This window comes from Catenulispora sp. MAP12-49 (assembly GCF_041262705.1).
Classification (GTDB): Bacteria; Actinomycetota; Actinomycetes; order Streptomycetales; family Catenulisporaceae; genus Catenulispora.
Genome location: NZ_JBGCCP010000035.1, coordinates 1 through 18,392, shown reverse-complemented (window position 1 = coordinate 18,392; position 18,392 = coordinate 1). Strand labels below are relative to the sequence as shown.

General features: G+C 70.6%; 16 protein-coding genes. 3 read left to right on the top strand and 13 right to left on the bottom strand.

Features of this window, described 5'->3' with window-relative positions; genetic code table 11:
• Positions 1 to 6: 6 nt before the first annotated feature.
• From ABIA35_RS39655 to ABIA35_RS39625, 7 genes are all read right to left on the bottom strand, one after another.
• Positions 7 to 546 (bottom strand): phage tail protein, encoded by a 540-nt coding sequence (locus ABIA35_RS39655; protein ID WP_370334785.1) that lies wholly within the window; start codon positions 544 to 546, stop codon positions 7 to 9.
• Positions 543 to 2,513 (bottom strand): putative baseplate assembly protein, encoded by a 1,971-nt coding sequence (locus ABIA35_RS39650; RefSeq protein WP_370334786.1) that lies wholly within the window; start codon positions 2,511 to 2,513, stop codon positions 543 to 545. The genes ABIA35_RS39655 and ABIA35_RS39650 overlap by 4 nt, the downstream gene beginning before the upstream one ends.
• Position 2,514: 1 nt before the next feature.
• Positions 2,515 to 2,952, bottom strand: coding sequence for a GPW/gp25 family protein (locus tag ABIA35_RS39645; RefSeq protein WP_370334788.1), 438 nt, complete (start codon positions 2,950 to 2,952; stop codon positions 2,515 to 2,517).
• Between the two features lie 50 nt (positions 2,953 to 3,002).
• Positions 3,003 to 4,952 carry a VgrG-related protein gene (locus ABIA35_RS39640; protein ID WP_370361352.1) on the bottom strand — a complete coding sequence of 650 codons (1,950 nt, stop codon included), beginning with the start codon at positions 4,950 to 4,952 and terminating at the stop codon, positions 3,003 to 3,005.
• 4 nt (positions 4,953 to 4,956) lie between these two features.
• Positions 4,957 to 5,670, bottom strand: a complete 714-nt coding sequence (locus ABIA35_RS39635; protein ID WP_370334792.1) for a LysM peptidoglycan-binding domain-containing protein — start codon at positions 5,668 to 5,670, stop codon at positions 4,957 to 4,959.
• A gap of 6 nt (positions 5,671 to 5,676) precedes the next feature.
• Positions 5,677 to 6,114, bottom strand: coding sequence for a phage tail protein (locus tag ABIA35_RS39630; RefSeq protein ID WP_370334794.1), 438 nt, complete (start codon positions 6,112 to 6,114; stop codon positions 5,677 to 5,679).
• Between the two features lie 80 nt (positions 6,115 to 6,194).
• Positions 6,195 to 7,199 carry a hypothetical protein gene (locus tag ABIA35_RS39625; RefSeq protein ID WP_370361351.1) on the bottom strand — a complete coding sequence of 335 codons (1,005 nt, stop codon included), beginning with the start codon at positions 7,197 to 7,199 and terminating at the stop codon, positions 6,195 to 6,197.
• A gap of 631 nt (positions 7,200 to 7,830) precedes the next feature.
• On the opposite strand from ABIA35_RS39625, the gene ABIA35_RS39620 reads away from it, so the two are divergent.
• Entirely contained in the window at positions 7,831 to 8,559 is a 729-nt protein-coding gene (locus ABIA35_RS39620) for a hypothetical protein (RefSeq protein WP_370361350.1), read from the top strand.
• A 941-nt stretch (positions 8,560 to 9,500) separates the two neighbouring features.
• Here the strand turns inward: ABIA35_RS39620 and ABIA35_RS39615 are convergent.
• From ABIA35_RS39615 to ABIA35_RS39600, 4 genes are all read right to left on the bottom strand, one after another.
• Positions 9,501 to 9,656 (bottom strand): DUF6760 family protein, encoded by a 156-nt coding sequence (locus ABIA35_RS39615; protein ID WP_370334800.1) that lies wholly within the window; start codon positions 9,654 to 9,656, stop codon positions 9,501 to 9,503.
• On the bottom strand, positions 9,653 to 10,198 hold the full coding sequence (locus ABIA35_RS39610; protein WP_370361349.1) for a hypothetical protein: 546 nt from the start codon (positions 10,196 to 10,198) through the stop codon (positions 9,653 to 9,655). The genes ABIA35_RS39615 and ABIA35_RS39610 overlap by 4 nt, the downstream gene beginning before the upstream one ends.
• Positions 10,198 to 10,641: a phage tail protein gene (locus tag ABIA35_RS39605; RefSeq protein WP_370334804.1), complete on the bottom strand. Its 444-nt coding sequence runs from the start codon at positions 10,639 to 10,641 to the stop codon at positions 10,198 to 10,200. Before ABIA35_RS39605 ends, ABIA35_RS39610 begins: the two co-directional genes overlap by 1 nt.
• A gap of 117 nt (positions 10,642 to 10,758) precedes the next feature.
• On the bottom strand, positions 10,759 to 12,390 hold the full coding sequence (locus ABIA35_RS39600) for a phage tail sheath family protein (RefSeq protein WP_370334806.1): 1,632 nt from the start codon (positions 12,388 to 12,390) through the stop codon (positions 10,759 to 10,761).
• A 292-nt stretch (positions 12,391 to 12,682) separates the two neighbouring features.
• On the opposite strand from ABIA35_RS39600, the gene ABIA35_RS39595 reads away from it, so the two are divergent.
• Positions 12,683 to 14,116, top strand: coding sequence for a hypothetical protein (locus ABIA35_RS39595; RefSeq protein WP_370361348.1), 1,434 nt, complete (start codon positions 12,683 to 12,685; stop codon positions 14,114 to 14,116).
• 121 nt (positions 14,117 to 14,237) lie between these two features.
• On the opposite strand, the gene ABIA35_RS39590 is transcribed toward ABIA35_RS39595, so the two are convergent.
• Positions 14,238 to 15,920: an MFS transporter gene (locus ABIA35_RS39590; RefSeq protein ID WP_370361347.1), complete on the bottom strand. Its 1,683-nt coding sequence runs from the start codon at positions 15,918 to 15,920 to the stop codon at positions 14,238 to 14,240.
• Positions 15,917 to 17,437: a long-chain fatty acid--CoA ligase gene (locus ABIA35_RS39585; protein ID WP_370361346.1), complete on the bottom strand. Its 1,521-nt coding sequence runs from the start codon at positions 17,435 to 17,437 to the stop codon at positions 15,917 to 15,919. The genes ABIA35_RS39590 and ABIA35_RS39585 overlap by 4 nt, the downstream gene beginning before the upstream one ends.
• Positions 17,438 to 17,549: 112 nt before the next feature.
• Between ABIA35_RS39585 and ABIA35_RS39580 the strand changes: the two genes are divergently transcribed.
• Positions 17,550 to 18,152, top strand: a complete 603-nt coding sequence (locus tag ABIA35_RS39580) for a TetR/AcrR family transcriptional regulator (RefSeq protein ID WP_370361345.1) — start codon at positions 17,550 to 17,552, stop codon at positions 18,150 to 18,152.
• Positions 18,153 to 18,392: the final 240 nt, after the last annotated feature.

The following is an 18,392-nucleotide window of genomic DNA, read 5'->3' as shown; positions in this document are numbered from 1 at the left end:
TCCCTTTCAGGATTTCTCGACGACGATGGAAAACGGGATGTGCGCCGGCCGGATGGCGGCGACCAGCGCCCCCAGCCGGTCCAGATCGACCGAGCGGGCCTGCTCCTTGGTCAGCCGGACCTCCAGGGCCGGCTCCGGCTCGCCCGGCAGCGGCCCCAGCGGACGCCCGGACCAGGACATCCCGCCGCTCTCGTGGATCCGCGGCTGGATGCCGAACCCGAGGCGGACCGCCTCGGCCAGGCCGTGCACGGTGCCGCGGTACCGGTGCAGCGCGGCCGCCCCGGACACGGCCGCGCGCAGGTCGGGGTCGGACTCGTCCCCGGACAGCTCGGCGCCGACCCAGCCGCCGAGCCAGCCCACGAAGTCCGGGGGCGCTAGCTCGGGCCGCAGGTAGGCCGCGAGGTTGTCCAGCACCGAGAGCATCGGCGCGAACAGGTCGTCCAGGCCGGCGACGAACCGCTGCGCGAAGTCGTCGTCGGCGTAGACGCTCGGCAGCTGCTCGCCCAGCGGGAAGGGGGTGCCGAGGCCGTCGGCCGCGCCCCTCATCCGCCGACCACCTTCACGCGGTGGTCGTAGGAGAACACCAGCGCCGAGGGGTCCAGCTCGATGCGGTCCGCGGAGTCGCCGCGCTTGCCGGTCAGCGGGTCGGCCGGGTGCAGGCGCACCTCGTCGACCATCTCCACGCCCGGGACCCGCTGCAGCACCGCGTACAGCTCGCCGGAGTGCACCGCGCGGCCGAACGGCCAGCCGTCCCCGGTCGGCCCGCCGGTCAGCGGGTCGAGGTAGGAATACAGGGCGTTGACGGCGCCGGTGCGGACCTGGTCGGTCTCCACCCCGCGGAACGCGTGCAGCGTCACCGCCGCGGTGACGCCCTGGTAGAACGGCGGGCCGACGGCCAGCCGGGTGCCGATCGGGCGCCGGTCGTCCAGATAGGCGGCGATCCGGCTGAGCAGCTCGTCACCCGGGACCAGCTGCTCGAAGCGCAGGAACCCGCCGACGTCCGGGACCGCCTGCGGCACCACGAGCAGCCGGACCCCGCCGGCCCCGGCCGCCTTGCCATCGACCTTGGTCTGCTCCTCGACCGGCAGGCAGTGGATGCGTGCGGCCTCCGGGGCGGCGCGGCGGGTCAGCTCCTCGTAGTCCCGGACCGTCACCGCGCGGTCCTGGGCCCGCAGCGAGATCGGCGCGCGCACCTTGGCCTCGGCCACCGATTCGCCGTCCACGCCGCCGCGCGCGGCCTCGCGGTTCTCCACGCGGGAGACGTAGGGGATCGAGGTTCGCAGCACACTGAGAGCCCCGCGCGCGACGTTGCCGGCCCGGCCGCCGCCGATCCGGTAGGCGGTGGCCCGGATCCGCACGCCCTTGAGCGGGACCGCGCCGTACTGCCGCACGCTGCCGTCCGGCTGGCGCAGCGCCGGGCCGAAGGTGATCTCCCCGGTCACCGGGTCCAGCTGGAAGTGCCGGTCGTCGGGGCCGGAGCCGGCGAAGGTGTCGACCAGCTCCCAGCGCTGCCAGCCCTCGCCGTCAGAGGTGTCCAGTTGGAGCATCGGGTCGTCGACCGCGACCGGTCTGCGGGACACCCGGAAGCGCTGGCCCGCGACCCCGGAGGACTCCCCCAGGTCCTCGTCCCGGACGGCATCGGAGTGCAGGGCCCGCACCGTGCCGCCCATCGTCCGGGCCGAGGCGCCGCGCAGGCTCGGGCTGACGGCGTAGAACGGCTGCGCCGCGCGCGGCTCCAGCACCCGGCAGCGCAGCCACGCCGCCTCGACGCCGGCCAGCCGCGAGACGATGTGCCGGGACGGCACGTGCAGGGACACGTCCCCGGGCCGGTTCAGACCGCCGGTGTCGTCGGAGTCGACCTCGCAGGCCATCCAGCCGTCCGCGGACCACGCCTCCCACACCAGCGGCGGCTGGCGCGGGTCCACGCCGACACCGTCGACCTGGCTGCTCAGCCGCAGCACCGCCAGGCACGAGGGCACCGGCGAGGACAGGCCGAAGTACAGCGCGTCGCCGGGCTGCGGGGCCGCGGAGAAGGCGGGCACGTCCTTGCCGTCGAGGACGTCCACGGTGCGGTCGGTCGGGCTCGCGCCGTTGTTCTGCACCACCACCGCGGTCAGCTCGCACGGCACGATCCGCAGCTGCTCGGCGGAGCTGAAGACCAGCGCCTCCTCCGACTCGGTCCGCAGGGTCGCGATCTGCGAGCCGGCCGGCACCAGCACCGTGTTCGGCTGCGGCGCGGACAGGCGGAAGGTCACGTCGGCGCGCGCCGGCGCCGGCGGGAACCGGTTGATGCCCAACAGGTCCAGGAACGCCAGGTAGTTCTTGTCCGGGACCCGGTTCAGCCGGTAGACCAGCTGGTCGGCCATGTAGGCCACGGCCTCGATGAGCGTCACGCCGGGGTCGGAGACGTTGTGGTCGGTCCATTCCGGGCAGCGCTGCTGGACGTAGCGCTTGGCGTCGTCCACGAACTGCTGGAACCGGCGGTCGTCGAGGTTCGGCGAGGGCAAAGCCATGTCAGGCTGCTTCCGTATTCGTAGCGGCCGGGTCTTGCGGCCCTTCGTGGTCGGGGATGACGTAGAAGGGGAAGACCAGGGACCGCGGGTTGTTGGTGCCGCGCAGCTGGTAGTGCACGTCGATGTACAGGACGGTGGGGCGGTCGGGGTCCACGCTGACCTCGACGCCGGTGACCACGATGCGCGGCTCCCAGCGGTCCAGGCTGGTGCGCACCTCGTGCTGGATGCGGCCCACGGTCTTGTCGTTGACCGGGGCGAACACCAGGTCGTGCACGGCGCAGCCGAACTCCGGGCGCATCGGCCGCTCCCCGGGCGCGGTGGCCAGCACCAGGCGCATGGCCTCCTCGATCTCCTGGTCGTGGGAGACCAGGCCGATGCGGCCGCCGGCGTCCACGCGCATCGGGAAGCCCCAGCCGGAGCCGACGAAACGCTCACCCATGGCCGGTCAGGCCCTTCCCGGACCGGTCCTGCGGCATCAGAGCCCTCATCTCAGATCACCACGATCTGCTGCGTGTCGATCGTGCCCTCGCCGACGATGGCGACGTTGCCGGTCAGCGTGATCTCGGCGGCCTCCACCGAGAACGAGGCGCCGGTGTAGTTCAGCTCCGCGCCGACCACGTTGATCAGCGGCGCGTCCAGGGTCATCTCGGTGGCCTTCAGCGTCATCGCGACGTCGGAGGTGAGGCTGACGGCGGTGGCACCGTTGATGCTCACCGCGCCTTCCGGCGTCATGGTGATGCTGGTGCTGCCGGCGCGGATCGTGACGCCGCCGACCGGGGTCTTGCTCTCGATGGTGATCGGGCCGGTGGCGTTCTTGACCGCGATCTCGTTCTCCATCTTGTCCAGATGGACGCTCTGCTCCCCGTCGTTGGTCAGAAGCTTGACCCCGGCGTTCATGGAGTACTCGTCGTCGAGCAGCTCCAGCCGGTGGCCGCGCCGGGAGGACACGGCCAGCACGTTCGGGATGCCGTCTTTGGAGACCAGGTTGTCGACGGTGAGCTTGGTCGGCTTGTTCACGCCGTTGTACAGGCCGCCGATGACGTAGGGCTGGTCGAAGTCGCCGCGGTCGAAGGTGACCAGGACCTCGTCGTTGACGGCGTAGCCGATGAAGCCGCCGGAGCCCGGGGCGCCGGCCGGGATGTGGTCGGCGCCGGCGGCGTGCTCCAGGCCGCCGAGCGCGCTGACGCCGCCGTGCTGCACGGTGCGGGCCCAGTCGCTGGTGTACTTGTCGTCCAGCCAGGGGTAGCGCAGCTTGACCCGGCCCATGCGCAGCGGGTCGTGGATGTCGGTGACGATCGCGCTGACCACGCCGCTCATCCGGTGCCCGGTGCCCCCGGTGCCGCCGGAGGCCAGGCCGTAAAGGGAGCGGAACTGGCGGCCGGTCATCGACACCCAGGTCTCGTAGGTGCCGTGCTCGAACACGTGCTTGACGCCGGTGATCGTGTAGGCGCCGTCGAAGGGCTTGCCGGCCTTGCTCAGGGTGACCGACTTGTCCGGCAGCAGCTGCGGCGTGCCGCGGACGGCGACTTCGAGCTCGGCGAAGGAGGAGGTCACGTCGGCGGCCAGGGATGTGGCGGCGGTGTTGGCCTCGGTGTCGCTGACGTACGGGGTGCCCGTCTCCACCAGGGAGCCGCCGCCGAACCGCGCCGCCACCCCCGACGGGCTCAGGCCGGCCTCCACCTCGGGGTTCTCCACGCTCGGGGCGCGCCCGATCAGGGTCTGCTTGGCCACCATGTTCCAGCCCCGCGAGGTCACCTCGGTGACCTGGTCGGCGGCGGTGAACCCGGAACGGCAGCGCAGGGTGTTGGCACCGAACTCGAGCACGTACGGACTCTTGTCGGCGCTGACGCCGGTCAGCGGCACGGCCTTGGTCGGAGTGCGGAAGTGCAGCAGGCCCATGTTGTCGAAGTACACGACCTTGCCGGTGCGCTCGGCCAGGCCCTGGATGAAGGACCAGTCGTCGATGTTGGGCTGGGAGGTCTGGGAATCGGCCGCCGGGGGCGGCGTGGACTCGATCTTGCCGGTCGCCACCCCGTGCTCGGCGGCCACGATGCGCACGATGTCGGAGGCGGACAAGTTCGGGTACGTCTTCACGCGCCGCTTGCGCAGGAGCTTGAAGGCGTGGTCCATGCCGCGGATGACGGTGTAGAACTCACCGCCGGAGTAGTCCGCCTCGATCCCGGTGATGTTCCCGGTGATCAGCGGCTGGTCCTCGCCGATCAGCCCGGCCACGGCGAAGATGGTGATCGGCAGGCCGATCTCCAGCTGCGCGTTGGTGGACGTCAGCAGGCGCGTCTTGTCCTTGAACACGACGTGGAACGTGGAGGGCACGTTGAGGCTGGCCTCGACCCAGCAGGAGTGCAGGGAGGCCTTCAGCAGCGGGGACAGCGCGCCGCCGATCTGGACCTTGGGGACCGAGGAGAAGGAGCCGAACGTCACAAGGTCACCTCCGGACCTGGTCGGGGGCGGGGATGAGCAGCTCGGCGCCGGGACTCAGGCGCATCGGGTCGTCGATCTCGTTGGCCTCGGCGATGGTGCGCCAGGCGGTGGCGTCACCGTACTCCGACCAGGCCATGGACTGCAGCGTGTCGCCGGCGCGGACCCGGTGCGAGCGGTGCGCGGACAGCGCGCCGGAGGTGGGGTTCTGGCCCAGGGTGAGACCGGGGATCTGGGTGATCGTCAGGTCGCAGGTGGCGCGCAGCGGGACGCCGGAGGGGTCGAAGTACGTGTAGTTGGCGGAGATGTTCTGCACGTAGGCGTTGAAGCTGACCGTGGAGAAGCTGCCCCACTGGAAGAAGACCCACGGGGTGGAGGGCTGGAAGGCGGCGATCGACTGGTCGGTCACCTCACAGCACTTGAGCAGGGCCTCGACGTCGTCCTGCACCTTGGTCCCGGCCGGGGTCATCGAGGAGTCCAGGAAGAGCTGGAAGGTCAGGGTGTAGGGATCGGCGCCGCCGAAGCTGGGGATGCTGACGTACTTGAAGAACGGGAGCGGGGTGTTGCTCCAGTTGGCGCTCTTGGCCAGCGTCAGCGTCTCGGGGTTGAACTGGAAGTTGATCTCCCGCATCGTCCCCCCGGGCTCCAGCGCGGGCCCGATGGGCGGTTCCTTGATCGTGAGCGAGGCCTTGACCAGGCTGACTCCGGGCTGCGAGGACATAGCCGATCACGCTCCCGACGCGGTGAAGCCGTGGTGGGCGATGACCAGCCGCTCGGTGGCCACGGTGTTGCTGGCCGGATCCAGCGTCGGCCCGCTCCAGCTGACCGGCAGCACGTCCAACAGGCCCCACTGCACGACCTGCGACCCGTCCGCCCGCAACGCCGCGATCTGCGCCGTCGGCCGCTGGATCCCGGTCGCGATCGAGGAGATCCACGCCGCGATCTTGTTGCTGTCCGGCGTCAGCGGCCGGGTGAGCGTGATGTTGCCATGGCTGACCCGGCCGGGCAGGAAGGTGGTGTAGCCGTTGTTGCCGCCCTCCTTGTGCTGGTAGACCTCCACCTCGGCGGACAGGCCCTCGCACTGGTTGAACAGGCCGAGGTCCTGCCCGTCGATCGTCAGCTTGAAGAACAGGCTGGACCCGGGATCCAGGGTGGAAGTACTCATGTCGTTCGTCAGTCCTCTTCGTGGTGCGGATGATCGGTCCGGGGGCGGCAGGGCGGCACGGCGGCACGGAACGGGCAGGCTCAGCGTCCTGAATCGCGCAAACGCCCCATCCGTTCCCGGTCCATGCGCAACTCGGTCCGCAACAGCCGGGCCAAGGGCGCGACCAACTTCTCGGCGAGCATCTCCATCTCCTGATGCTCACCCCGGCCACGGCCCCGACTGGAGCCGCCGCGCCCACCGCCGGACCCGTACTCCGGCTCGCTACGCCGGTAGCCGAGCAGCGTCCCGGCGATGGGATTGTGCTCGGCGAACAGATCCAGGCCCCGCTGCTTCACCACGTCCTTGAACTGCGACGGATCGCGCACGAGCGCGGCGGCGTCACGGAGGTCGGCGATCTTGTCGGTGAAACTCCCGACCTGGTCATCGACGGTGTCGTTGAAGCGCTGGCGCGAATCCCGAGCCTGCGCACGAGCGGCGTCGGCGACGAAAGAGGAGACCCCGCCGGCGCGCTGGATCGGCGGCATCAGCGGCGGCGCGGCCGGCGCACGGAACGCCATCGGCAGGGGCAGCGGCGCGCTGGACGCGGGGGCGGGGCGGTGGATGGGGACGGCGCGTTGGGCACGGGGGTGGGTGGGGGTCTGAGCCTCGGCGGCGATCGCCGAGCGCTGGACGGGGGCGGTGATGGGCGAGAGGGGCGCCGAGCGCTGGATGAGGGCGAGCGCGGCGGTCGGCGAGGTAGTCGGCGAGGCGGTCGGCGAGGCGGTTGTGGCGCGCCGGATCGGGGTGGCGGCGCGCGGGGCGGTGGCCGAGCGCTGGATCGGGGTGGTGGTCGGCGAGGCAGCGGTGCCTTGGCTCGGGTTGTAGGTAGATGCGGTCGCTGGATCGCCGCCGGTGGGCATGGTCGCGGAGCGCTGGACCGGGGCGGCGGCGGGGAAGGCTGCGGTGCCTTGGCGCTGGGCGGCGGTTGACGAGGCCGCCGGATCGGTGCCTGGGGGCATGCTCGCGGAGCGCTGGATCGGCGTGGCAGCAACACCTCGGCTGGAGGTGGCGCTCGACGAGGTCGCCGAATCGGTGCCAGGCGGCATGGTCGCAGAGTGCTGCATCGGGGCGACCACAGGCGAAGTCGCGGCACCTTGGATCCCAGCGGCGGTCGGCGAGGTCGCGGCGCGCTGAACTGGTGTGGCGGTCGTCGACTGGCCCGAGCCGGTACCGGAAGTCGCTGAGCGCTGGATCGGGCCGACCGGCGGCGCAATCGCTGAACGCTGGATCGGTGCGCCACTCGTCTGCCGGCTCGAGCCGGAGTCAGAAGCCGCCGAGCGCTGAATCGGGGTGGCCGCCGGCGAAATTGCTGAACGCTGGATCGATGCGCCACTTGTCTGCTGGCTCGAGCCGGTGTCGGAAGTCGCCGAGCGCTGAATCGGGCCCGCCGCCGGCGAGGTCGCTGAGCGCTGGATCGGTGCGCCGGTCGCTGGCTGACTCGAGCCGGAGTCAGAAGCCGCTGCACGCTGGATCGGCCCGCCGGTTGTCGACTCACTCGAGCCGGTGCCGGAAGTCACCGAGCGCTGAATCGGGCCCGCCGCCGATGAGGTCGCCGAGTGCTGAATCGAGGCGCCGGTTGTCGACTGACCCGAGCCAGAATCAGAGGTTACTGAGCGCTGGATCGAGGCGGCCGTCGGCTGACTCGAGCCGGAGTCAGAGGTCGCCGAACGCTGAATCGTGCCAGCCGCCGACGCCGAGGACTGGAGCGGATCGGCGGTCGTCGGTCGGCTCGGACTATTGGTGGGCAGCCTATTGGTGGGCAGCGCGGCGGCTGACGAGATCGCGGCGCGCTGGATCGGATCGGCGTTTGCCGCGCGTCGGATCGGGACGGCGGCGGGCGCGGTAGCTGAGCGCTGCATCGGCGCGGCAGGTGCGATGTTGCCGGTGTCGGGTGTGGCGGCCGGACGGTGCGTCGAGGCGGGCATCGAGCTGCGGACGGCGGGCGGCGTGTGCTGTGTCGGAACGTTGCTCGGTGGGGTTGGCGCTGAGCGCTGGACCGATGGTCCCGCAGGCGTCGCCACGCTGTTGAAGACAGGTCGCACCGGCTCGGGTCGGCTTGTGCGCTGTGCAGAGGCTTCTGCCACATCGCCGACGATCGTGCGCGTCACCTCCCGGCCGCCGAGCAGGGGCCTGGTCGAGGTCGGGGGCTTCGGGGCCGGGGATCGCGGCGTGTTCAGCCGAACGGGTGCGGTCTGGCGGGTCGATCGTGTGCTGGACGCGGGCTTGCGCTGCACGGTGGCTGGCGCAGGCGGTGTGGCTGGAGAAACCGCAGCCGGAGTAGGCGCGGTCGTCGGCGATTGCGGTGCGGCAGGCACCTCACGCGCAGGGTTGGCCGCCGGTACCGCGCCACGACGCTGGACCGCGCGGATGGGCATGGCCTGCGGCGTGGACGGAACAGAACGCTGAACCCTCGGCAGGTTGAACGCTTCGCCGGAAGTCGCTGCCGTTGAGCGCTGAACGCTCGCGGAGCCAGAAGTAGAGCTAGGTGCCGACCCCGATTCCGACTGTCGCACCATCGGCTCGCCCAAGCCCGCACGCCCGCTACCAGACGCCTGAGTCTCCGAAGCCGAAGCCGAAGCCGAAGCAGATGCGGATGCGGATGCGGATGCGGATGGTGAAGCCGCCGCCGATCCCGATGACGCGGCCGCCGCCGATGCCGTGCTCGTCGGTGTCCCCGACTGCGAGCGCTGAACCACTGCCGAAGCCGAAGCCGCCCGCTGAACCGGCGCCACCGGCCGCACCCGAGGCGCTACCGCAGCCTCCGTCAAGCGCGGCCGAGCGGTACGCGCCGGGTTGGGACGCGCCGCGGGCTTCGGCGTGCGAATCGTCGACTGGCGCACGACCGGCGGTTGCGGAGCCTCGGCGGCGACCGTCGGCTCAGCCGCCTCGGCACTCCGCTGAACCGGCGTCGTGAGCGGCAGGTTCAGCGCCGGGAGCGCGAGCGGGGAGGGCGTGCCGGTCCGGGAGATCGCTCGCGCGACCAGGCGGCCTGCCGGTGCCTCGGTGCGGACCTGGCGGCGCGGCTCGTGGTGGAACGAAGGGTTCTGCCACGTCGCGAGGCGCGCGCCGAAGTCCGACGACGACACCCCGCCCGCACTCGAGCTGCTGACGCCACGCATCCGCGGCACCGCAGCCCACTCACGCCGCCGCGCCGGAACGCCGCCCGATGAGCCGGCTCCAGCTGAACCAGCCGAGCCCGCATCAGCAGAGCTCATGCCAAGCACCGGACCGGACGCCGCCTCACCCAAGTAGTCCGAGCCGCCCGAGCCCGCACCACCGGCCCCGGACTCAGGCCCAGCTCCCGCCTCGTCCCGCCCTCGCCGCGAAAAAATCCCCATCCGCTCAGCTCACCCCTCCGCGGCGCGTGCGTTCAGGCCGGCGATGCCGGTCACGAAGCCGCGCCGGTCGCCGTGCTCCAGGTCGAGGATCTGGTCCAGGCCCCAGTGGAAGTGGTAGGCGACGTACGCGACCTCGTCGCGGAGCTGGTCGGCCGCGTACGTCACGATTCCCCCAGGCGGCTCCCGCCGAGGTCGATCTCGAAGTCCTCCGCGCAGTTCGGGCAGGTCACCGAGGCCAGGGTGTGGCCCTCGGCGTTGATCTGCTCGTAGAAGTCCTGCAGGAAGGCCAGATCCGAGGCGAACATGTTCTCCACGATGCCGTCGTGGACCATCGGCAGGGTGCCCAGGCGGGTGATCACGCGGCCGAGCAGGACCACCGAGAGGTACGCCGGGTTCTCGCGGACGCGGACGTCGCGCAGCGGCACGAGTTCGTCGCGGGCCGTGGACAGGCGCATCGCGCCGCGGCGGTGCAGGACGCCGGTCTCGTCGACGTAGCCGCGCGGGAGTTCGAACTCGAATTCGGTGCGGAGGGTGTCGGCCCTGGTCGGCACCGGCGCCGGGGCCGGGGCGTGCGCCGGGGCGATTGCCGCGGCCGCCACGCCCGGCGCGACCAGCGTCGCCGCGCCGGCCGCCGCCCCGGGCGCCGCGCCGGCCGCGTCCGGCGTCGCCGGGGCCGCCGCCGCGGCCCCCGGGAGGGAGCGCTTCATCAGCCGATCTTCATCTCTTCGAAGGTGATGGTGACCTGCTCGTTGAGCACCTGGGCCTCGCCGGCCTTGGTGCCGGCCGTCTCGACCTTGCAGCACCAGGCGTTGCGCAGGTCGTACCGCTTGATCGGGTTGTTCTGGTAGTCCATGTAGATGATCGTCGCGTTCTTGCGCGCCGAGCCCATGTTCCCGGCCAGCGACTCGTTGATCCAGTCGGTGAAGGACGAGCTCTGGGTCTGGCCGCGGGTCACCGAGACGGTGCCGCCCTTGGAGATGCCGGGCATCATGCTGATCTTGGGGGTGCCCTGCTGGTTGTTCTGCACGTGCGAGATCACGTCCTGCTCCAGCTGGAGCGGGCCGACCTCGGCCAGGTACTCGACCTGGACGCCGTCGATCTGGAGGGCGAAGTTGTGCGCGGCGGCGGAGTCGCCGTTCATGAAAGCCATGGTGTTCCGATCCTTCAGTGCGCTGCTGCGGTGGATGAGAGGTCAGATGAGGTCACGAGGAGGCCGCGCGTCCCGGCCGCATGCGAGAAAGGGCGGCCGGGACGCGCGGGGCTTGGGCTATTCCTCCAGTTCGCTGCCGCCGCCGGAGATCTGCGCCAGCCGGAACACCACGAACTCCGCGGGCTTGACCGGGGCGATGCCGATCTCGCAGATCACGCGGCCGACGTCCACCGACTCCGGCGGGTTGGTCTCCTCGTCGCACTTGACGAAGAAGGAGTCGTCGGCGCGGGCGCCGAACAGCGCGCCGCCGCGCCACTCGTTGGTCAGGAACGCCGAGATGTTGCGGCGCACCCGGGCCCACAGCGCCTGGTCGTTCGGCTCGAACACCACCCACTGGGTCCCGGTGAGGATCGACTCCTCCAGGTAGTTGAAGTAGCGGCGCACGTTCAGGTAGCGCCACGCCGGGTCCGAGGACAGGGTGCGCGCGCCCCAGACCCGGATGCCGCGGCCGGGGAAGGCGCGGATGCAGTTCACGCCGATCGGGTTGAGCAGGTCCTGCTCGCCCTTGGTGATCTGCAGCTCCAGGTCCACCGCGCCGCGCACGACCTCGTTGGCCGGGGCCTTGTGGACGCCGCGCTCGGCGTCGTTGCGGGCCCAGACGCCGGCCATGTGGCCGCTGGGCGGGACCGCGATCGACTTGCCGGCCGCCGGGTCGAAGACCCGGATCCAGGGGTAGTACATGGCCGCGTAGTGCGAGTCGTAGCCGGCTCCGGTCTGGCGCCAGGCGCGGATCTGCTGGGCGTTGAGGTTCGGCAGCGGGTCGATGATCGCGACCCGGTCGCCCATCAGCTCGCAGTGCCCGATCAGCGCGATCTGGACCGCCTTCACCTCCTCCTCGGAGATGGAGCCCTGCTGGTAGGCGGACATCAGGTCCGGGACGGCGACCATGGTGATCTCGTCGATCGCCTCCAGGCCGCCGAAGCCGGTGCGGTCGGCGGAGTCGCCGATGTAGGAACCGGTGGACACCGGTTCGGCGGGCTCGACCGCGGCCGAGCCGCCGCCGGCCGGGGCCCCGGTGGGCACCTGCACGGTCTGGTTGTCCGGACGGGCCAGCGTGCCGCTGCCGGCTTCCTCAACGATGATGAACTTCGAGCGCTCGCGCACCTGGGTGGTGACGTACGAGCGGCCGGCCTTCTTGTTGGCCGAGACGTCGAAGGTCTCGGCGACCTTGTCGTCGACCGAGACGACCAGCCGGAAGCGGTCCGCCGCCTCGCCGGACTTCTCGCCCTCGCCGGCCGGGACGTCGGTGACCTCCACGGAGACCCGGCCGGTGGCACCGGGGGCGGCGCCGACCTTGAAGCCGCCCAGGGCGACCGGCTCGCCGGCGGTCAGGGCCGCGCGCTCCGAGCCCGTGACCACGCCGCGGTGCCCGGCGCTGACCGCCTTGCCGTTGGTGCCGCCGCCGGGGCCGGCCAGGCCGCCCTCGGTGCCGCCGACGCGCACGACGTAGGCGACGGTCCCGCCGTTGTTGAAGAACCCGTACACGGCGTGCGCCAGGTAGTAGCCCTCGGTGAACTCACCGAACTCGGCGACGTACTGGGTCCAGTTGGTGACCAGCGTCGGCGCGTTCAGGGCGCCCCGCGGCGCGAGGCCGACAAAGGCCGCGACCGACGTGCCCACGCCCTCGATCGGCCGCGAGCCGCTGGCGACCTCTTCCACGTAGACGCCCGGCGACAGATATGTCGGCATGGTCGATGTCTCCTCGAAAACCGTACTCGGGCCGGAACCCGCCGGAACCCGTACTCGGGCAAAAAAGTTCAGCCGCCACACTGACCGATGCGGCGCCAGTGCCGGTAGGTCCACAGGGACGGACGCGAGGGCACTGCCCGCTGCCCGTACGGGCGGCGGCGGCAGGCCCCTGCGTCCGGGAATCCCGTCAGCGGCCGCCACCGCCCCTGACCGGCCCTTAAGGTGTTCGGACAAGGCGCTCGCAACCATTCGTGCGGGCGCAAGGGCTTTGCTTTGCAGGGAGCAGCGATTCGTGTGGGTTGACCTGAATCCGGTGACGGCGGATGTCGAACCGGGCGCCGAGACCACGGTGGCCGTCACCGTGCGCAACACCGGCGACATCGTCGAGGAATACCACCTGCAGGCCACCGGCGACCCCGGACAATGGGCCGCCATCGAACCCCAGACCCTGCGCCTGTACCCCGGCACCACCGGCACCGCACAACTGACCTTCACCCCACCGCGCAGCGCCGAAGCCCAAGCCGGACCCCAGCCCTACGCGGTCAAGGTCACCCCCCGCGAAGACCGCGAGAACATCCACGCCATCGAAGGCCTCCTGCGCGTCGCGGAATTCGCCGACCTGCGCGCGGAGCTCTTGCCGGCGCAAACCCGAGGCTGGCACCGCGGCCGCGTCAAACTCGCCGTCGACAACTACAGCAACGTCGCCACCAGCGCCGCCGTCGCCACCACCACCACCAACTCCAACCTCCAAGTCGACATCCGCACCCCGGCCCTGCGCCTGCAACCCGGACGCGCCCAATTCAGCAAATTCACCATCAGGCCCGGGCGCCTTCTGTGGTTCGGCGTGAAGGCCAGGCATCAGTACAACGTGACGGTGACGCCTTCAGGGCTCGGACAGCCGGTCAGCTTGCAGGGCACGTATATGCAGTCGGCACTGCTGCCGCGCTGGCTTCAGCGACTGCTGATGTTCCTGTCCGTCGCGGCCGTGGCCATCCTGGCGCTGTGGTTCGGCATCCACCCCTCGTTCGCCACCAGCGCCCAGGGCTCGCCGCAGCCGGCCGCGAACACCGCACCGCAGGTGATCGTCATGCAGCCGACGCCGCCGCCGGCCTCCAGCAGCCCTCCGCCGAAGCCGACGACGAGCCAGGCGCCGCCGCCGTCGACGTCCAGCGCCGCGCCGCCGCCGGCCTCCACGTCCAAGGCCGCTCCCCCGCCGCCGGCGTCGACGTCCAAGGCCGCTCCCCCGCCGAAGCCCACGCAGACCAAGACGACGAACATCCTCAACTACGCCGCCAACGCCTCCGTCGACCTGAACATGGACCAGTTCAACGACGGTCAGAAGGTGGACATCTGGCCCACCAACCACAACCCTTCCCAGACCTGGACGATCTGGCAGTACGCCGACGGCAGCATCGTCATCCAGTCCAACGACAAGCCGGAGAGCGCCGGTACGAAGGTCCTGCAGGTGGACCAGAACAACGACCCCACCAACACCGACGTCGACATCTCCGACGACTGGAACGGGGTCGCGGGCCTGCAGGCGCACCTGACGGTCGACTTCCAGCAGTGGACGCTGACCAGCATCCCGGGGAACACCAACTACGGGGTGCTGAAGAACAAGAAGACCGGGACCTGCCTGGCCGGCACCGGTGCCAAGGGATGGCTCACCATGGCGCCGTGCAACACCGGGGACCAGAGCCAGTGGTTCTGGCTGTTCGGCGTCTGATTTCGCAGTCTGATTCCGATCTCCGGCAAGCACTCGACCCGCCGTCGCAGAACCTTGCGACGGCGGGTCGTTCATGTGCGCGCGTGCATCGCGCCTACTGGGCCTACTGCGCCTACTGCGCCTACTGCGCCGCAGCCTCCTGCAGCTTGGCCAACTCCCGGGCGACCGCCTGCTCGTGCGCCTCGGCGTCCTCGCGGGCCTTGCGCGGACTCCACCGGCCGCGCATGGTCGCGGCGAAGGGCAGGAATACGATCTGCCCGGCCAGGGCCACCCACCACCAGGTCTGCCACTGGTGCGGGCCGTCCTTGACCGCCTTGGCGACCTCGGTGCCGTGCGCCTGAAGGATCGCGAGCTCCGGCTGCGCCTGCTGGACCGTCTGCAGATCGGCCATGCCGACCTGCGCCACCGCCTGGGCCAGCACGGCCGGCGGGATCGCGGCCGGATTCGCCGACGGGTACTTGGACAGCTCGGCGAACACCGCCGGGTGCTGGGCCATGATCGCCAGTGCCGGTCCGGCCTTGGCCTGCGCGGCGGCCACCTCGGCGCCGTGGTCCACGACCGGGGTCACCGAGGTCACCACCACCGGGACGAACGCCGCGGACACCGCGACCACGATGCGCAGGATCCAGCCCCACACCGCCAGGCCCGTCGCGGTGGCCGCCGGGTTGCGCTCCTCGACGGTCTCGGTGAACGCGGCCATCCACGGCGCGTAGGTCACGCCGGCCAGCGCCCCGCCGATCAGGAACACCACGGCGAAGGTGTAGTAACCGGTGTGCGCGTGGGTGGCCAGCGTGGCGAAGACCGCGGTGGTGGCGATGGTGCCGACGCAGCCCACCATCATCAGGGGTTTGCGAACCTTCAGCCGGTCCGAGATCAGCCCGGCCACCACCAGGGACACCGCGTTGGCGGCCCAGTACCAGTTCGCCACGGCGTTGGCGCGCTGCTCGCTGTAGCCGTAGACCGCGGAGAAGTAGATGACCAGGTTGCCGACCAGCGCGTAGTACAGCAGCAGGTACACGCTGACCGCGAAAGCGGGCCCCGCGATGCCCGGGCGCAGCATCTGCCGCCAGTGCCCGGCCAGTTCCTGCTCCGGGTCGATGCCCCGGGCCCGCGCCTCGACCAGCGCCCGGTCGCGCATGCTGACCATGATCTGGTCGCGCAGCCGCGGCGAGAGCTCGCGCAGCGCGAACAGCGCGATGACGAAGACGATCAGGGAGCTGATACCGGAGTAGTGCAGTTCGTCCTGCCAGGTCGAGCTGTCCAGGGTGTGGCTGGTCACCGTGGTCACCACCAGGGAGCCGACCACCGGGCCGATCGCCCAGAACCCCATCGCCGTGGCCCGCCCCAGCTGCGGGGAGAAGTCGCGGATCAGCGCCGGGGTGGCGACCAGGATGATGCCCTCGACGAAGAACAGCACGGCGAACAGCGCCAGGAACGCGCCCTTGCTGGAGGTGCTGGGCAGGATCATCACCAGGACCCCGGCCAGCAGCAGCCCGTAGACCACCAGGTTGGCCCGGCCCCAGCGGTCGGCCAGGCCCGCCAGCAGCGAGGAGCCGGCGCCGACGGCGTTGCCGATCACCGACATCCAGACGAAGTACGTGAACGTCATGTGGTAGTGGGTGATGATCGACGTGGCCACCGCATACTGGATGTAGAGCAGGTAGTACAGCACGATCGTGGTCAGCACGACTATCGCCAGATAGGCGTAGCGGCGTGCGGACTCCGGATAGGCGGCCAGATCTCGGCGCCAGAAGCGGGTCAGGACGCCCGGGGAGGCGCCCACTGCGATGCTCGAAGAACTCACGTCCGCAACTCCTTCTTGAGGATCTTGCCGGTCGGCCCCACTGGCAGGGCACTGAGAAACTTCACTTCACGCGGGTACTTGTACGGCGCCATGCGTTCTCGGCAGAACGCGATGACCTCCTGCTCCTCGGCCTGCGCCCCGGCCTTGAGCGCCACGTACGCCACCACCTCCTCCCCCAGCCGCTCGTCGGCGCGCCCGATCACCGCGGCCTCGGCGATCGCCGGATGGGTGTACAGGACCTCCTCGACCTCCCGCGGGTAGACGTTGAACCCGCCGCGGATCACCAGGTCCTTCTTGCGGTCCACGACGTAGAAGTAGCCGTCCTCGTCGGCGTAGCCGAGGTCGCCGGTGTGGAACCAGCCGTCGCGGAACACCTCGGCGGTGGCCTCGGGGTTGTTCCAGTAGCCCTTCATCATGTTGTGGCCGCGGATGACGATCTCGCCGACGTTCTCCGGTCCCGGCGGCAGCGTCCGGTCCTGGTCGTCGACCACCCGCGTCTGCACGCCCCACACCGGCTTGCCGATGGAGCCGACCTTGCGCTGCTCGGCGTTGATGTTGAAGGTCGTCGTGCTCGCCGACTCCGACAGGCCGTAGCCCTCCAGGATCACCACGCCGGAGAACTTCTCCTCGAAGGCCCGGATCACCTCGCCGGGGATCGCGGCGCCGCCGGAGCAGCCGACGCGCAGCGCGCTCAGGTCACGGCCGGCGGTGTCGGCGTGCAGGAGCGCGAAGAACATCGTCGGGACGCCGGAGAAGATGGTGCAGCGGTGCTTCTCCATCGCGTCCAGGACCGGCTCGATCTCGAAGCGCGGCACCAGCGCCATCGTGCCGGCGAAGCGGACCACGACGTTCAGGACGCTGGAGAGCCCGAAGACGTGGAACAGCGGCAGGACCGCCAGGATCGCGTCGTCGGGCTGGATGCCGAACAGGTCCCCGGAGACCGAGCAGTTCATGTAGAGCTGGAAGTGGGTCAGCTCGGCGCCCTTGGGCTTGCCGGTGGTGCCGCTGGTGTACAGGACCACGGCGGTGTCGTCGGCGTTGGTCGGGACGATGTCGCCGGTGTCCTCGGCGGCCAGCAGATCGGTGAAGGGCTTGGTCCCTTCCGGGATCTGGTCGTAGCCGGGCAGGGTCACGACGTAGACCTCGGTCCCGCCGGCTTCCTCGGCACCCGCGACCGCCTCGGCGGCCAGCAGACTGAAGGCCACCAGCATCTTCGAGCCGGAGTCCGCCAGGTGGTAGGCGATCTCGCGGCCCTTCAGCAGCGGGTTCAGCGGGACCATGATCAGCCCGGCCTTGAGGATCCCGAAGTAGCACAGCAGGAACTCCGGCAGGTTCGGCAGCTGCACCGCGACCCGGTCTCCGCGTTCCAGGCCCAGGGCGAGCAGCGCGGCGGCCACCCGGCCCGAGGCCTCGTCGACCTGCTCGTAGCTGAGCGTCCGGTCCTGGCTGTGGCACAGCGGCTTGCCCGGAGAGGCGTACCGCGACTCGCGGAGGATCGTCGCGAGGTTGAAGCTCATCGATGTTCCCACTTCCCGGTCACAGACCGACCGCCCGGTATGTTTGGCGCTTAGTATCGTCTTGAAATCCCCGGTGTCAATGGGTCGGATCAGAGCCCTGACGAGGAGTGACATGGCGGAGCAGGATCGGACGAGGGTGCCCCGCGGCGAAGCCAGGGACCGGATCGTCGCCGCGGCCACGGACTTGTTCGCCCGAGCCGGATACGAGGCCACCACCACGCGCCAGATCGTCGAGGCCGCGCAGGTCACCAAGGGCGCGCTGTACCACTGGTTCAGCTCCAAGGAGGAGCTGCTCACCAGCATCTACCGCGAACTGCTCGCTGAACAGACCACGCGCCTGGAGACCATAGCCGCAGGTGAGGACCCGGCCGACGTCCGGCTGCACCAAGCGGTCACCGACCTGTTCGCGCACATGGACGACCACGCCGAGGCGCTGACCGTGTGGGCCCGCTCGATGCACCTGGTGGCCGGCGAGCACGCGGCGGCGGTGCGCGCCGAACGGCGCCGGTACCAGCACCTGTTCCAGGACCTGGTCGAGGAGGGCCAGAAGACCGGGGTGTTCCGCGCGGACGTGGGGGCCAGCGTCATCACGAACACGTTCCTGAGCAGCGTCGTGCAGATCCACCGGTGGTTCCGGGCCGAGGGACCGCTGACGCGCCGGGAGCTCGGGACGCAGATGGTGGCGCTGTTCCTGGACGGTGTGCGGGTCGGGTAGGGATCCGGCGGACTTCTTCCGGCGCGCCTGACTTGTGTGGGGGTGGGTGTGGGTGGGTGTAGGTGGGTGTAGGTGGGTGGGTGTGGCTGGTTGCGGTTTGTTTGTGGGCTGACAGGCGCAGGCGTTTCTTGACGGCCTCGCGCATGGTTTACGGGATCCGCTGGTGGCGCGGGTCGGGGGTGGTGCTGGTTTCGCGGGGCGGCGGTGGTGTGGGTAGGTGGTCGGCTCTACTGCGACAGT

What these genes read in the sequence shown, in the direction of transcription:
- ABIA35_RS39655 (WP_370334785.1), bottom strand. Translation starts at nt 546, where the DNA reads ATGAGGGGCGCGGCCGACGGCCTCGGCACCCCCTTCCCGCTGGGCGAG.
- ABIA35_RS39650 (WP_370334786.1), bottom strand. Translation starts at nt 2,513, where the DNA reads ATGGCTTTGCCCTCGCCGAACCTCGACGACCGCCGGTTCCAGCAGTTC.
- ABIA35_RS39645 (WP_370334788.1), bottom strand. Translation starts at nt 2,952, where the DNA reads ATGGGTGAGCGTTTCGTCGGCTCCGGCTGGGGCTTCCCGATGCGCGTG.
- ABIA35_RS39635 (WP_370334792.1), bottom strand. Translation starts at nt 5,670, where the DNA reads ATGTCCTCGCAGCCCGGAGTCAGCCTGGTCAAGGCCTCGCTCACGATC.
- ABIA35_RS39630 (WP_370334794.1), bottom strand. Translation starts at nt 6,114, where the DNA reads ATGAGTACTTCCACCCTGGATCCCGGGTCCAGCCTGTTCTTCAAGCTG.
- ABIA35_RS39625 (WP_370361351.1), bottom strand. Translation starts at nt 7,199, where the DNA reads ATGCCGCCTGGCACCGATTCGGCGACCTCGTCGAGCGCCACCTCCAGC.
- ABIA35_RS39610 (WP_370361349.1), bottom strand. Translation starts at nt 10,198, where the DNA reads ATGAAGCGCTCCCTCCCGGGGGCCGCGGCGGCGGCCCCGGCGACGCCG.
- ABIA35_RS39605 (WP_370334804.1), bottom strand. Translation starts at nt 10,641, where the DNA reads ATGGCTTTCATGAACGGCGACTCCGCCGCCGCGCACAACTTCGCCCTC.
- ABIA35_RS39600 (WP_370334806.1), bottom strand. Translation starts at nt 12,390, where the DNA reads ATGCCGACATATCTGTCGCCGGGCGTCTACGTGGAAGAGGTCGCCAGC.
- ABIA35_RS39585 (WP_370361346.1), bottom strand. Translation starts at nt 17,437, where the DNA reads ATGAGCTTCAACCTCGCGACGATCCTCCGCGAGTCGCGGTACGCCTCT.
- ABIA35_RS39580 (WP_370361345.1), top strand. Translation starts at nt 17,550, where the DNA reads ATGGCGGAGCAGGATCGGACGAGGGTGCCCCGCGGCGAAGCCAGGGAC.